Here is a 13,762-nt window from a genome sequence, read left to right on the forward strand (position 1 = left end):
TCAGGACTCCTGGTCGTGCCGATTGACCCGCTCTTCCAACTTGTTCTGCAAGTGCGACAGCACCGTGGCCAGAATCCAGTAGATCAGCGCGGCGGCAAGATACATGGTGAAAATTTCAAAGGTGCGGGCGGTAATCAGTTGCGCCTGACGGAACAGTTCCGGCACCTGAATAGTGGCGGCTAGCGCAGTGTCCTTGACCAGCGAAATGAAACTGTTGCCCAGCGGCGGCAACGCCGTGCGCATCGCTTGCGGCAGGATGGCCCGGCGCAGGGTTTGCGCACGGGTCATGCCGATACTCGCGGCAGCTTCCCACTGGCCGCGCTCGATGGAGCTGATCGCGGCACGCAGGATTTCGCAGGCGTAGGCGGCCATGTTCAGCGAGAAGCCAATCAGGGCCGCCGGCAGCGGATCAAGTTCGATGCCCAGTTGCGGCAAGCCGTAATAGATCACGAACAGTTGCACCAGCAACGGCGTGCCGCGAAAGAACGACACGTAGATGCGGGCGATCCAGCTCACCAGCTTGAAGCGCGACAGGCGCATCAGCGCCAGGCCGAAACCCATCACCAGGCCGAAGAACATCCCGCCCAGGCTGAGGATCACTGTGTAATACGCGCCCTTGAGTAGAAAGGGCGCGGAATCCAGTGCGAGTTGGAAAGCTTCTTCCATTATTTGGTGACGTCAGCGCTGAAGTATTTTTCCGAAAGCTTTTTCAGCGTACCGTCGGCGCGCAGCTTGTCGATCGCCTTGTCGATTGCTGCAAGCAACTCAGGCTCGCCTTTGCGCAGGGCAATACCGGCTTCCTGGCGGGAGAACGCTTCGCCGGCGGCGGAAGTATCTTTGGCCTTTTTGGCGTATTCCAGTGCGGCGAGGCGGTCGATCAGAATCACGTCGATACGGCCGACGCGCAGGTCCTGGAACTTGGTCGGATCATCGTCATAGGTTTTGATGTCGGCTTTTGGGACGTTTTCCTTGACCCACTGCTCGTAGTTGGTACCCAGGCCTACGCCGACTTTCTTGCCGGCCAGGTCGGCGGAGGTCTTGACGGTGTCTTTGTTCTTGGTAAGGGTCAGCGCCTGAATCCCGGAAACGGTATACGGCACGGAGAAGTCATACTTCTTCTTGCGCTCTTCCGAGATGGTCACCTGGTTGATCACCACGTCCAGACGCTTGGATTCCAGCGCTGCGAGGATGCCATCCCATTTGGTCGGTTGCAGTTTTGCCTTCACACCCAGCTCTTTGGCCAGGGCTTCGGAGAACTCGACTTCGAAGCCGGACAGTTTGCCGTCGGCGTCGACGAAGCTGAACGGTGGATAAGTGCCTTCCAGGCCGACGTTGATCACGCCAGCGTCTTTGATTTTTTGCAGTTGCTCACCGGCAACCGCCTGGCCCAGCAAACCGGCGCTCAGCGCCAGGCCCAGTGAACCGACCAGCAGGTTTCGACGTAGTGCGGAAAAATTCATGAAAAGCCCCTGTGTTTTCTTATGGAAGACGCTTTGGGAAGGTTGGCAAATTCGGGATTTGGACGACTGCAATATCCTGCCCTAAAGCAGCTTATGCGTCTCGCTGCAAATTCGCCTGCGGCGCGACTATAAGATGACGTCTTTAGATTGGAAAATACTTAATATCAATCTGTATATTCTTTATACGCATATTCAGATCGTTCCCACGCTCCGCGTGGGAATGCCTCTGGGGACGCTCCGCGTCCAGTGACGCAGAGCGTCACAAGCTGCATTCCCACGCAGGAGCGAGGGAACGATCAGTTACAAAAAGTCTTTGTAGGCAAACAACGCCGGCGCCCCACCGGTGTGCAGGAAGATAATCGGCCCCTCATCGAAGCGCCCGCGTCCAATACCATCAAGCAACCCGGCCATGGCCTTGCCGGTGTAAACCGGGTCCAGGAGCAAGCCCTCCTGACTCGCCAGCAGTTTCACCGCCGCCAGTGTTCCGGCATTCGGCTCGCCATAGCGAGGGCCGAAATATTCGTCCCACAGTTCAATTTTGAAACTCGCGGGCAACTGCACGCCCAGCAGTTCGGCCGTACGCTCGGCGAGGCCCTGGACTTTCGGTCGCTGATCTTCATCGCTACGGGAAACCGTGACGCCGATCACTGGCAGATCCGGCAGGGCTTCACTCAGTGCCAGCGCCAGACCACTGTGGGTACCGGCGCTGCCCGATGCGAGGACCACGGCGGAAAAGTCCAGGCCGGTATCCTTGATCTGCTCGGCCAGTTCCAGCCCGGCGCGTACATAACCCAACGCGCCCAAGGCATTCGAACCACCAATCGGCACCAGGTACGGCTTTTTGCCGTTGTTGCGCAGGCGCTCGGCGAGTGCCTGCAATTGCTCGTCGGCGTTGTCGAGGTTTTCCACCCGTTCGACCTTGGCATCGAACAGGTCCAGCAACAGGCGATTGCCGTTGCCGACATAGTTGGCGTCTTCGGTGCCCAAAGGGTTTTCCAGCAACGCGATGCAACCCAGGCCCAGTTTGGCTGCAATGGCGGCTGTCTGGCGCACATGGTTGGACTGGAGCGCGCCTGCGGTGATGAGCGTGTCGGCGCCTTGTGCCAGAGCATCGGCGGCGAGGTATTCGAGTTTGCGCAGCTTGTTGCCGCCCATGGCCAGTGGCGTCAGGTCATCGCGTTTGACGTACACATCGCGGCCCAGCCAGGTCGACAAGCGTTCAAGTTTTTCCAGGGCGGTAGGGTGGCCAAGTAAATCGAGACGGTTAAAGCGAGCGAGCTGTTGTTTGATCATGGGTCCGTACTGGCGGGGAAAGATGTCAGGACTATAGGCACGCCGATTTGCCTGGGCAACCGCCAATCGCTTATAGCCAAAGATGCTTAGCCCAGCACAATTGGTTCTTAATTCGGCTTCAGGACCTTGCCGTAAAGTAATCGCCGTCAGTGCGGCCAGACAGTCCGGCCGCCCGTGAGGAGTTTTTACCGTGAGCGAGCGTTCCAGTCATTGGCAACTGCAGACCATCGTCAGCCAACTGCGCACGGCGCGCGCTGAGTGGCGCGCACAAAATGGCCGTGCCAGCACCGAACAGGGCGGGCGCGAATTGCCGTCGCGAGCGGCCATGGCGGAGATTCTTGAAGCACTGTGCGGCGCGTTGTTCCCCATGCGCCTGGGGCCGGTGGATTTGCGCGAGGAGAGTGAAGACTTCTATGTCGGCCACACTCTGGATGTGGCGTTGAATGCGCTGCTGGCGCAGGCACGGCTGGAGTTGCACTACGCCGCTCGCCACAGTCAGCAGGCGGAGGCTGACATAGAGGCCAAAACCATTCAGATCATTCAGGGCTTCGCGCTCGCTTTGCCGGGACTGCGCAGTTTGCTGGATAGCGATGTGTTGGCGGCCTATCACGGCGACCCGGCAGCGCGCAGTGTCGATGAAGTGTTGCTCTGCTACCCGGGCATTCTGGCGGTGATTCACCATCGCCTGGCCCATCATTTGTATCGCGCCGGGTTGCCGTTGCTGGCGCGGATCAGCTCGGAAATCGCCCACTCGGCCACCGGTATCGACATTCACCCTGGCGCGCAGATCGGTCGCAGTTTCTTCATTGATCACGGGACGGGCGTCGTGATCGGCGAGACGGCGATTATTGGCGAGCGGGTGCGGATTTATCAGGCGGTCACGTTGGGCGCCAAGCGTTTCCCGTCCGATGAGGATGGTCAGTTGCAGAAAGGCCATCCGCGCCATCCAATTGTTGAGGATGACGTGGTGATCTATGCCGGTGCGACGATTCTGGGGCGGATCACGATTGGCAAGGGTTCGACGATTGGCGGCAATGTCTGGCTGACCCGCAGCGTGCCGGCGGGCTGCAACCTGACGCAGGCGAATTTGCAGCATGATGATGGGACGCAGAAGTAAGCCTACAACGGATCGTTCCCACGCTCTGCGTGGGAATGCAGCCCGTGACGCTCCGCGTCACTTTTACGAACTGGAACGCGGAGCGTCCCTTGAGACATTCCCACGCGGAGCGTAGGAACGATCGTCAACCCCGCGTCATTTCCATCCTTGAGCTAGCGTACAAGCACGACCGTCGAGCCTCGGGATTAGTCCTTAGCCCCCTATCCATGTTTAACTTGAACGTTCATTCAAGTTAAACCGGCAGTTTGCTGCCCGCTCACAACAGGAGGCTTGCCTTTGCTGAGTCCGATTTTTACAGCCACGTTTTACCCCGTCGAGGTGCACGTTTCATGAGTGCATCGTCCCTTCCTCCCAGCGGTCTGGTCCGCATGAATCCGCCGGTGTTCTACTTCTCGGCGAGTTTCATTCTGCTCTTCGGCATTGTCGTTATCGCCATGCCAGAGCAGGCCGGTGCCTGGCTGCTGCAAGCGCAAAACTGGGCGGCCAATACGGTCGGCTGGTACTACATGCTCGCGATGACCCTGTATCTGGTCTTCGTGGTGGTCACCGCCTTGTCCGGCTACGGCAAGATCAAGCTCGGTGCCGACCACGACGAACCCGAATTCAGTTACCTGTCCTGGGCCGGCATGCTGTTCGCCGCCGGGATCAGCATCACGCTGTTTTTCTTTTGCGTATCCGAACCGCTGACCCACTTGGCGCAACCGCCCCAAGGCGAGGCCGGTACCGCGGACGCGGCACGACAGGCGATGCAGATTCTGTTTCTGCACTGGGGACTGCATGGCTGGGGTGTGTTCGCTTTTGTCGGCATGGCGCTGGCCTACTTCGCTTACCGACACAACTTGCCACTGGCTCTGCGTTCGGCGCTGTATCCACTGATCGGCAAGCGCATCAACGGCCCCATCGGTTATGCGGTGGACGGCTTCGGCATCATCGCCACGGTGTTCGGTCTCGGTGCCGACATGGGCTTCGGTGTGCTGCACCTCAACTCCGGGCTGGATTACCTGTTTGGCATCGCCCATACCCAGTGGATTCAGGTCGGCCTGATCACGCTGATGATGGGTGCGGCGATCATCGTCGCCGTGTCCGGCGTCGATAAAGGCGTGCGGGTGATGTCCGACATCAACATGCTGCTGGCCTGCGCGCTGCTGCTATTTGTGTTGTTTGCCGGTCCCACCCAGCACCTGCTCAACACCCTGATCCAGAACCTCGGCGACTACCTCGGCGCGTTGCCGATGAAGAGTTTCGACCTGTACGCGTATGACAAACCCAGCGACTGGCTCGGTGGCTGGACCGTGTTCTATTGGGCCTGGTGGATCGCATGGTCGCCGTTCGTGGGCCTGTTCATCGCGCGGATTTCCCGTGGCCGCACCATCCGCGAATTCGTTTTCGGCGTACTGCTGATCCCGCTCGGTTTTACCCTGGCGTGGATGTCGATCTTCGGCAACAGCGCCATTGATCAAGTGCTCAACCATGGCATGAGTGCGCTCGGCATGTCGGCCATCGACAACCCGTCGATGACCCTCTATCTGCTGCTGGAAACTTACCCGTGGAGCAAAACGGTGATCGCCGTGACGGTGTTCATCAGCTTCGTGTTCTTCGTCACCTCGGCCGACTCCGGCACGGTGGTGCTGTCGACGTTGTCCGCCAAGGGTGGCAACCCGGATGAAGACGGGCCGAAATGGCTGCGGGTGTTCTGGGGCGCAATGACGGCGCTGGTGACCAGTGCATTGTTGTTCTCCGGCAGCATCGATGCGTTGAAGTCGGCGGTGGTGCTGACCTCGCTGCCGTTCTCGCTGATCCTGCTGTTGATGATGTGGGGGCTGCACAAGGCGTTCTACCTGGAATCCCAGAAGCAGATCGCGCAACTGCATTCACTGGCGCCGGTGGCCGGCTCACGACGCGGTGGCTGGCGTCAGCGCTTGAGTCAGGCGGTGCACTTCCCGTCCCGGGATGAGGTGTACCGTTTTCTCGATACGACGGTGCGACCGGCGATTGAGGAAGTGTCGGCAGTGTTCGTCGAAAAGGGTTTGAACGTGATCACGCAACCGGACCCGGCCAACGACAGCGTCAGCCTGGAAATCGGTCACGGTGAACAGCATCCGTTTATTTATCAGGTGCAGATGCGCGGCTATTTCACTCCATCCTTTGCCCGTGGCGGTATGGGCTCCAAGCAACTCAACAACCGTCGTTACTACCGGGCAGAAGTGCATTTGAGCGAGGGCAGTCAGGACTACGATCTGGTGGGGTACACCAAGGATCAGATCATCAACGACATCCTTGACCAATACGAACGGCATCTGCAGTTTTTGCATTTGGTGCGTTGATCGAAAACTGTTGGCGCCGGGCCTGTTTCAGGCCTCGGCGCTCATCACCATAAACAGCACCAGCGCTGCCACCGGCACACTGAACACCACCGTGCCGATCCCCAGCTCTGTACTCAAGGACTGGCCGGCAGTGACCACGCCGATGGCGCCGTTGATCACCGTCAGCGCCAGCCACAGGACCACAAAGCTGTAGGTCAGCGTCTGGCGACTGAAGCCGATTTTTTCGCCGATGAACAGCATCATGGCAAGGAGGGCCAGGCCGAAGGTGATGATGATGGCTGTGTGCATAGTGGAGTCCATCCTTCAAATTTTTGTTGCCTGCTAAACCGCCTTCGCGAGCAAGCCCGCTCCCACATTTGACTGCGTACATGCCAGCAACTCGGTCTAATGTGGGGGCGGGCTTGCTCGCGAAGGGAGCGCTTCGGTCTTTGTATGAGCTTAGTTAAACCAACCCACCATTAGCGCGCAAAATCTGCCCATTGACCCAAGCCGAATCCGGCCCCACCAAAAACGACACCACGCGAGCAATATCCTCCGGCTGACCCAGGCGCTCCAGCGGAGGCATCTTGGCAAAGTTCTGGATCTGTTCTTCACTCTTGCCGTGTAAAAACAACTCGGTGGCAACTGGCCCCGGCGCCACGGCATTCACGGTGATATTGCGCCCGCGCATTTCCTTGGCAAACACCTGAGTCAACGATTCCACCGCCGCTTTGCTGGCGATGTACACCGCGTAACCCGGCAAGTTCAGGCCGACAGTGCTGCTGGAAAAGTTGACGATCCGCCCGCCGCTGTTCAAACGCGTCGCCGCTTCCCGCAAGGTGTTGAACGTGCCGCGTGCGTGAATGTTGAAGTTCTGCTCGAACAGTTCATCGGTGTGCTGCGCCAGCGGCAGCGCCTTGAGGATGCCAGCGTTGTTGACCAGCACGTCGACCTTGCCCAGTTGTGTTTCGGTCTCGTCGAACATCCGGCGCACGTCATCCGCCTTGGCCACGTCAGCCTTGATCGCTATGGCTTGATGGCCGGCCTGACGCAATTCCACCACCAGGGCCGAGGCTTCAGTGGCGCTGCTGGCGTAATTGATGGCGACGGCGAAACCGTCGCTGGCCAGCTGTTTGGCAATCACGGCGCCGATGCCACGGGAGGCGCCAGTAACGATGGCAACTTTCTGAGTAGTCATGGTGTTGATTCCTGATGAAGTTGTGGGCGGGATGTGAAGCCAGATTCACATGTTTACTCAGGCCGATAAATGCACGAGAGTTGCCTTGACTGTTCAATAATCGCCAACAATCGGAAGCCAACGTGGATCAAGTCAAAGCGATGAAAGTCTTCGTGCGGATCTACGAGCGCAGCAGCTTCACCCTGGCGGCCGAAGACCTGAACCTGCCCCGCGCCACGTTGACCCACACCCTGAACCAGTTCGAAGCCTGGCTCGGCACACGGTTGCTGGAGCGCAGTACGCGCAAGGTACGTCCAACCCTGGACGGCGAGGCGTACTACCTGCGCTGCGTGCAACTGCTGGCGGAGCTGGAAGAGGCCGAGCTGGCCTTTCGCGGCGGCGCCCCGAAAGGCCGGTTACGCGTCGACCTGCACGGGACGCTGGCGAAAAGCTTTGTGATCCCCGCATTGCCGCAATTCATGGAGCGCTACCCGCAGATCGAACTGTCCATCAGCGAGTCGGACCGTTTTGTCGATTTGATCGCCGAAGGCGTTGATTGTGTGCTGCGCGCCGGCACTCTGAGCGATTCGGCACTGATCGGAAAACGCATCGCCAATCTTCGCCAGATCACCTGCGCCAGCCCCGCCTACTTGCGCAAATACGGCGAACCGAAAACCCTCCAGGACCTGAAACATCACCGCGCGGTGAACTACGTCTCGCGCACCACCGCCAAGCTGTTTCCCTTCGAATTCATGGTGAAGGGCGAGCTGAAGGAAGTGGCCATCGACGGCGCGCTTTCAGTGTTCGGCGCGCAAATCTACGCCGCTTCCGCCATCGCCGGGCTCGGGTTGATCCAGTGCCCGCATTACCGAATGGAAACGCAGATTGCCCAAGGGCTGGTGCGAGAAGTCCTCACCGATATGCCGCCACCGCCGATGCCGGTTTCGGTGTTGTATCCGCACAACCGCCACATGTCGCCACGGGTTCGGGTGTTTGTGGATTGGTTGGGGGAGGTGTTTGCGGGGGCGAGGTAGTCATACAGGAGTTGGAGGCGATCAGTTTCAGGATGTGTATTGTGGGTTTTGATGATGGTTTTTTACCTATAGTGCGCCGCATGAACCTAGTTAATAGGACTCACCGAAATGAAATTTCCGGTCGTTCTGCGCAAGGATGCCGACTCAGAATACGGAGTGATTATCCCGGATGTGCCGGGTTGTTTCTCCGCGGGCGCTACGGTGGCGCAGGCATTTGAAAACGTGAAGGAAGCGTTGGCGTTGCACTATGAAGGCCTGGTCGCCGATGGTGATTCATTGCCTAAGGTGCGAGAGATTGATGCTCATCTGGATAACCCCGATTACGCGGGCGGTGTGTGGGGTGTGGTCGAGTTCGATATCACGCCTTACTTCGGCAAGTCAGTGCGTTTCAATGCCACGCTTCCCGAGCAGCTTCTTGAACGTATCGACCAGACAGTCAGGCGAGATCAGCGGTACAGCTCAAGATCCGGGTTTTTAGCGGCCGCAGCGCTGCGTGAGTTGTCGGCATAAGGTGGGTCAGTTAAAAATCTGTGAAACGTTTCAGCATTTTCTCGAGTCCGAGGTTTATCGGCGTTTGTCCGGGCGTATGCTGGGCAACTTGCGACGCAGTCGATACCGCATTCAAGACCGACAAGAGAGGATTCGATGACCTACACCGCTGCCGAAAACCGCTACGATTCCATTCCTTACCGCCGCGTAGGCCGCAGCGGTCTGGTGCTGCCGGCGTTGTCCCTGGGGCTGTGGCATAACTTCGGTGACAGCACGCCGATTGATACCCAGCGCTCGTTGCTGCGCACGGCATTCGATCTGGGGATCAATCACTTTGACCTGGCCAACAACTATGGCCCTCCGTACGGCAGCGCCGAGATCAACTTTGGCCGTCTGTTGCGCGAAGACTTCAAGCAGTACCGCGATGAACTGATCATCTCCAGCAAGGCCGGTTGGGACATGTGGCCAGGTCCTTACGGGCAGGGCGGCGGTTCACGTAAATACGTGCTGGCCAGCCTGGATCAGAGCCTGCAGCGACTGGGCCTGGACTACGTGGATATTTTTTATTCACATCGTTTCGACCCGGACACCCCGCTGGAAGAAACCGCCAGTGCACTGGCCACAGCGGTGCAGCAGGGCAAGGCGTTGTACATCGGCATCTCGTCGTATTCCGGGGTGAAAACCCGTGAAATGGCGGCGCTGTTGGAAGGATGGAAAGTGCCGCTGTTGATTCATCAGCCCGCGTACAACCTGCTCAATCGCTGGGTTGAAAAAGACCTGCTGGACGTTACTGACGAACTCGGCACCGGCGTGATTGCCTTCACGCCATTGGCGCAGGGCCTGCTGACCGACAAATACCTCAATGGCATTCCGAAGGATGCGCGGGTCAATCGCCCGGGCGGTGCTTCGTTGCAGTCCTCACACTTGTCTGAGGCCAATATTGCCCATGTTCGGGGGCTTAACGAAATCGCCAAGGGGCGCGGGCAGAGTTTGGCTCAGTTGGCGTTGGCGTGGACGCTGCGCGATCCGCGGGTGACGTCGGCGCTGATCGGTGCGAGTCGGCCGGAGCAGATTATCGAAAACGTCGGGGCGTTGAAGAACTTGAGCTTTAGCGCTGAGGAGTTGGCGGAGATTGACCGGTTTGCCCAGGAAGGCGGGATCAATCTTTGGGAGAAGCCTTCGACGGCTGAGTAACCGAGCACTGATCGTTCCCACGCTCTGCGTAGGAACGTCTCAGCGGACGCTCCGCGTTCGGCTTTGGATGGGACGCGGAGCGTCCCGAGCTGCATTCCCACGCGGAGCGTGGGAACGATCGGATTCCGGAATTAGCGGAAATACGGAACATCCCCCAACACCGTCGCCCGCTGCATCACCCGCCGCGCCGGCCGGTAGTCATCCACCGCGTAATGCTGGGTCACGCGGTTATCCCAAAACGCCACATCATCCTTCTGCCAACGCCAGCGGATGGTAAATTCCGGTCGCGTTGAATGAGCGAACAAAAACTTCAGAATCACTTCGCTCTCGGTTTCCGACAGCTCATTGATCTTCGACGTGAAGCCTTCGCTGACGAACAACGAGCGCCGTCCGCTGACCGGGTGTGTGCGAATGACCGGATGTGAAAGTGGCGGATTCTTGCGCCGAGCTTCCTCCCACTGAGCCAGTGCTTCGGGCGTATTGCCGTAACGCTCAAGCGGAAACGACCGGGTGAAATCGTGAGTCGCCGTCAGCCCTTCGAGCAAGGATTTCATCGGTGCCGACAACGCTTCATACGCCGCAATCCCGCTGGCCCACAACGTGTCGCCACCAAACTCCGGTAGCAACTTGGCGCTGAGCACCGCGCCCATCGCCGGGGTCGGCAGGAAGGTCACGTCGGTATGCCAGATCGCGTTGTCGCGCACGTCGGTGACGGCGGTGTCGAGGATCAGCACTTCAGGCTGTTCCGGCACATTCGGGTAGATAGGGTGGATGTGCAGGTCGCCGAAATTCGCGGCGAATCGCGCTTGCTGCTGCGGGGTGATCGGCTGGTCTCGGAAGAACAGTACTTGATGCTTGAGCAGCGCCTGCTCGATGGCGTCGCGTTGCTCCAGATTCAGCGGCTGGCTGATGTCGAGGCCACTGATCTGTGCGCCGAGAGCCGAGCTTAAAGGGACAATGTTCAGGTCACTCATGGTGATTCTCTTCAAATTCGGGGTGTAGAGCTTTTGTAGGGTTTTCACATGATGTTTTTTCAGTGTGCCTGGCCGTGCCACGGCACCAGTTTGCGTTGCAGGGCGCGCAGTCCCATTTCCATGGCGAAGGCAATCAGCGCGATCACCAGAATCCCCAGCACCACTACATCGGTCACCAGGAACTGCGCGGCCGATTGCACCATGAAGCCCAGCCCGCTGGTGGCGGCAATCAATTCGGCGGCGACCAGGGTCGACCAACCCACACCCAGTCCAATGCGCACACCGGTTAAAATATCCGGCAAGGCACTTGGCAGAATCACATGACGAATCAACTGCGTCCGGGTCGCACCCAGCGACTGCGCAGCACGCAATTTGGCCGGGTCAACGGTGCGCACACCGGTCGCGGTGGCGATGGCAATCGGGGCGAAAATCGCCAGGTAGATCAGCAACACTTTCGACAACTCACCGATGCCACACCAGATCACGATCAGCGGCAAATAAGCCAAAGGCGGAATCGGACGGTAGAACTCGATCAGCGGATCGAGAATGCCGCGAGCGATGCGGTTGTGGCCGATGGCGATGCCAACCGGCACGGCGGTGAGCACGGCAAAGCCCAGGCCCAGGCCGATGCGGCTGAGGCTCGCGCCCAAGTGCTGCCACAACGTCGAATCCATGTATCCCGTGGTCACCAGCAGCCAGCCTTTTTGCAGTACGGCAGACGGTGGCGGCAGGAACAGCGGTTCGATCATTCCCGTGCTGGTCACGGCCCACCAAGTGGCAACGAGGGCGACCAGCGTCAGTACGCTGATCCAGCGTGTGCTCAAACTGCGACGAACAGGGATCACTGTTGAACCGGGTTTCACTGCTATGGCCGGAATTTCATAGCTGCTCATGCGCGCTCCTGCCGCGTGGCGGCGCTGCGTTGGGAGAAGACTTTGGCAAGCACGTGTTCGCGGGTTTCAATAAAGCGCGGGTCGGATTTGATCGCTCGGGCCGACTCGCCAGCGGCATAACGCTGACCGAAATCCAGGCTCAGACGCTCGACGATTTGCCCAGGATTGGGCGCCAACAGAATCAGATCCGTGGCGAGGAATACCGCTTCTTCAATGTCGTGGGTAATCAGGAATACGGGTTTGGAGGTGCGCTGCCAGACTTGCAACAGCAACTCTTGCATCTGTTCGCGGGTGAACGCGTCGAGGGCGCCAAAGGGCTCGTCCATGAGCAAGACACGAGGATCGGCGGCTAATGCGCGGGCCAGGCCGACACGTTGCTTCTGGCCGCCCGAGAGCTGCCAGATGCGACGATTTTCGAAACCGCAAAGGTCTACCAGTGCGAGCATTTCCCTTGCGCGGATTTCGCGTTTTTCCCGGGAAACACCGGCGAGCTCAAGGCCGAATCCAACGTTGGCCAACACGTCCTGCCAGGGCAGTAAGGCGTCGTCCTGAAACACCACGCCGCGTTCGGCGCTCGGGCCTTTGACCGGCACGCCGTCAAGGGTGATGCGCCCGGCGCTCGGCTCGACAAATCCGGCAATCAGGTTCAACAGCGAAGTCTTGCCACTGCCGGACGGGCCAAGGGCGACCAGCAATTGCCGGGGCCCAAGGCTCAGGGAAATATCCGCCAGTACCGGGTCCGGGCTGCCGGGGTACTGTGCGCTGATGCGCTCCAGCTGTAGCAAGGCCATCGCACTTAACTCCCGATCAGTTGGTGATGAACTTGGCGCTGACGTACGGCGCGTAGTCCGGCAGCACGGCCTCGACCTTGCCTTGTTCCTTGAGGAACACAGCAGTGTCGGTGATGGCCTTGGTGGTCGGTGCGCCGAGGGTGAGCACCTGATCAGCTGCCAGCGGGTAGACGTTGCCTTGCAGCAGCAGCGGAATATCGCTGGCCTTGGCGCCGGAGAGCTTCACCAGTTTGTCGACGTTGGACTGGTTGGCGAGCCAGGCTTTCGGGTCTTTGCGGTAATCGGCGTAGGCGTCGAGGGTGACCTTGGCGAACGCGGTGACGATTTCAGGGTGCTTCTCGGCGAAGTCTTTGCGCACGATCCAGGCATCGAAGGTCGGGGCACCGAACTTGGCCAGCTCACCCGAGGTGATCAGCACTTTGCCATTCTCCTTGGCAACACCGAGGGCTGGGTCCCATACGTAGGTCGCGTCGATGTCACCGCGTTTCCATGCGGCGATGATTGCGGGCGGGGCGAGGTTGAGGACGGTGACTTTCGATGGATCAATGTTCCAGTGCTTCAGCGCCGCCAGCAGGCTGTAGTGGCCAGTGGAAACGAAAGGTACGGCGATTTTCTTGCCGATCAAATCCTGTGGCGTCTTGATCCCGGATCCGTCACGAGCGACCAGGGCTTCGGCGGCGCCGATCTGGGTGGCGATGAGGAAGGTTTCTACCGGAACTTTGCGAGTGATCGCAGCGGTCAGCGGGCTGGAACCGAGGTAGCCGATCTGCACGTCGCCGGATGCGATGGCAGCGATGATGTCGGCACCGTTGTCGAATTTGCGCCAGTCGATTTTGGCGTTTGTGGCTTTTTCGTACGCGCCGTCGGCCTGGGCGACTTTCGCCGGGTCTACGGTGGTCTGGTAGGCGACGGTGACGTCAGCCGCCTGGGCAAAAAAACTTGCTGCAGCCAAAGAGGCGGCCGCCAGGAGGCGAAGTGGGAAATGCAGTTTCATTGGGAAGCTCCTTGTCAGGCGACCGAGTGTCGGCGTCAAAGGA

At 59.3% G+C, this 13,762-nt stretch carries 14 protein-coding genes; 5 read left to right on the forward strand and 9 right to left on the reverse strand.

What is annotated here, in order from left to right; genetic code table 11:
* The 3 genes from tcyL to J2Y56_RS03710 form a co-directional block, all read right to left on the reverse strand.
* The gene (gene tcyL, locus J2Y56_RS03700) at nucleotides 1–666 is read right to left on the reverse strand and encodes a cystine ABC transporter permease (RefSeq protein WP_007949224.1); all 666 of its coding nucleotides are present in this window, start codon (nucleotides 664–666) and stop codon (nucleotides 1–3) included.
* On the reverse strand, nucleotides 666–1,460 hold the full coding sequence (gene tcyJ / locus J2Y56_RS03705; RefSeq protein ID WP_007949223.1) for a cystine ABC transporter substrate-binding protein: 795 nt from the start codon (nucleotides 1,458–1,460) through the stop codon (nucleotides 666–668). Before tcyJ ends, tcyL begins: the two co-directional genes overlap by 1 nt.
* A 300-nt stretch (nucleotides 1,461–1,760) precedes the next feature.
* A complete protein-coding gene (locus J2Y56_RS03710) occupies nucleotides 1,761–2,753 on the reverse strand; it encodes a D-cysteine desulfhydrase (RefSeq protein WP_310348685.1) in 993 nt (330 codons plus the stop codon).
* A 190-nt stretch (nucleotides 2,754–2,943) separates the two neighbouring features.
* Between J2Y56_RS03710 and epsC the strand changes: the two genes are divergently transcribed.
* Nucleotides 2,944–3,870, forward strand: coding sequence for a serine O-acetyltransferase EpsC (gene epsC, locus J2Y56_RS03715; protein WP_150778814.1), 927 nt, complete (start codon nucleotides 2,944–2,946; stop codon nucleotides 3,868–3,870).
* A 368-nt stretch (nucleotides 3,871–4,238) separates the two neighbouring features.
* Complete coding sequence (gene betT / locus J2Y56_RS03720; protein WP_162830884.1) at nucleotides 4,239–6,194, forward strand: choline transporter BetT; 1,956 nt, start codon at nucleotides 4,239–4,241, stop codon at nucleotides 6,192–6,194.
* 27 nt (nucleotides 6,195–6,221) lie between these two features.
* Here betT and J2Y56_RS03725 read toward each other — a convergent pair whose 3' ends face one another.
* Nucleotides 6,222–6,482 carry a hypothetical protein gene (locus J2Y56_RS03725; protein WP_007949217.1) on the reverse strand — a complete coding sequence of 87 codons (261 nt, stop codon included), beginning with the start codon at nucleotides 6,480–6,482 and terminating at the stop codon, nucleotides 6,222–6,224.
* A gap of 154 nt (nucleotides 6,483–6,636) precedes the next feature.
* Entirely contained in the window at nucleotides 6,637–7,371 is a 735-nt protein-coding gene (locus J2Y56_RS03730; protein ID WP_310348688.1) for an SDR family oxidoreductase, read from the reverse strand.
* A gap of 122 nt (nucleotides 7,372–7,493) precedes the next feature.
* Here J2Y56_RS03730 and J2Y56_RS03735 point away from each other — a divergent pair, with 122 nt between their 5' ends.
* From J2Y56_RS03735 to mgrA, 3 genes are all read left to right on the forward strand, one after another.
* A complete protein-coding gene (locus J2Y56_RS03735) occupies nucleotides 7,494–8,384 on the forward strand; it encodes a LysR family transcriptional regulator (protein WP_007949215.1) in 891 nt (296 codons plus the stop codon).
* Nucleotides 8,385–8,492: 108 nt separating this feature from the next.
* Entirely contained in the window at nucleotides 8,493–8,894 is a 402-nt protein-coding gene (locus J2Y56_RS03740) for a type II toxin-antitoxin system HicB family antitoxin (protein WP_007949214.1), read from the forward strand.
* A gap of 135 nt (nucleotides 8,895–9,029) precedes the next feature.
* Nucleotides 9,030–10,067 (forward strand): L-glyceraldehyde 3-phosphate reductase, encoded by a 1,038-nt coding sequence (gene mgrA / locus J2Y56_RS03745; RefSeq protein ID WP_007949213.1) that lies wholly within the window; start codon nucleotides 9,030–9,032, stop codon nucleotides 10,065–10,067.
* 131 nt (nucleotides 10,068–10,198) lie between these two features.
* Here the strand turns inward: mgrA and tauD are convergent, their stop codons facing one another.
* Genes tauD through tauA form a run of 4 tightly spaced genes read right to left on the reverse strand, consistent with a single transcriptional unit; the run spans nucleotide 10,199 to nucleotide 13,719 of the window.
* Nucleotides 10,199–11,041, reverse strand: a complete 843-nt coding sequence (gene tauD / locus J2Y56_RS03750) for a taurine dioxygenase (protein ID WP_310348689.1) — start codon at nucleotides 11,039–11,041, stop codon at nucleotides 10,199–10,201.
* A 59-nt stretch (nucleotides 11,042–11,100) separates the two neighbouring features.
* Nucleotides 11,101–11,934, reverse strand: a complete 834-nt coding sequence (tauC, locus tag J2Y56_RS03755; protein WP_310348691.1) for a taurine ABC transporter permease TauC — start codon at nucleotides 11,932–11,934, stop codon at nucleotides 11,101–11,103.
* Complete coding sequence (gene tauB / locus J2Y56_RS03760; RefSeq protein ID WP_310348692.1) at nucleotides 11,931–12,725, reverse strand: taurine ABC transporter ATP-binding subunit; 795 nt, start codon at nucleotides 12,723–12,725, stop codon at nucleotides 11,931–11,933. The genes tauC and tauB overlap by 4 nt, the downstream gene beginning before the upstream one ends.
* A 16-nt stretch (nucleotides 12,726–12,741) precedes the next feature.
* Nucleotides 12,742–13,719: a taurine ABC transporter substrate-binding protein gene (gene tauA, locus J2Y56_RS03765; RefSeq protein WP_007949208.1), complete on the reverse strand. Its 978-nt coding sequence runs from the start codon at nucleotides 13,717–13,719 to the stop codon at nucleotides 12,742–12,744.
* Nucleotides 13,720–13,762 lie beyond the last annotated feature (43 nt).

The sequence above is a fragment of the Pseudomonas sp. BE134 genome, from assembly GCF_031456105.1.
Classification (GTDB): Bacteria; Pseudomonadota; Gammaproteobacteria; order Pseudomonadales; family Pseudomonadaceae; genus Aquipseudomonas.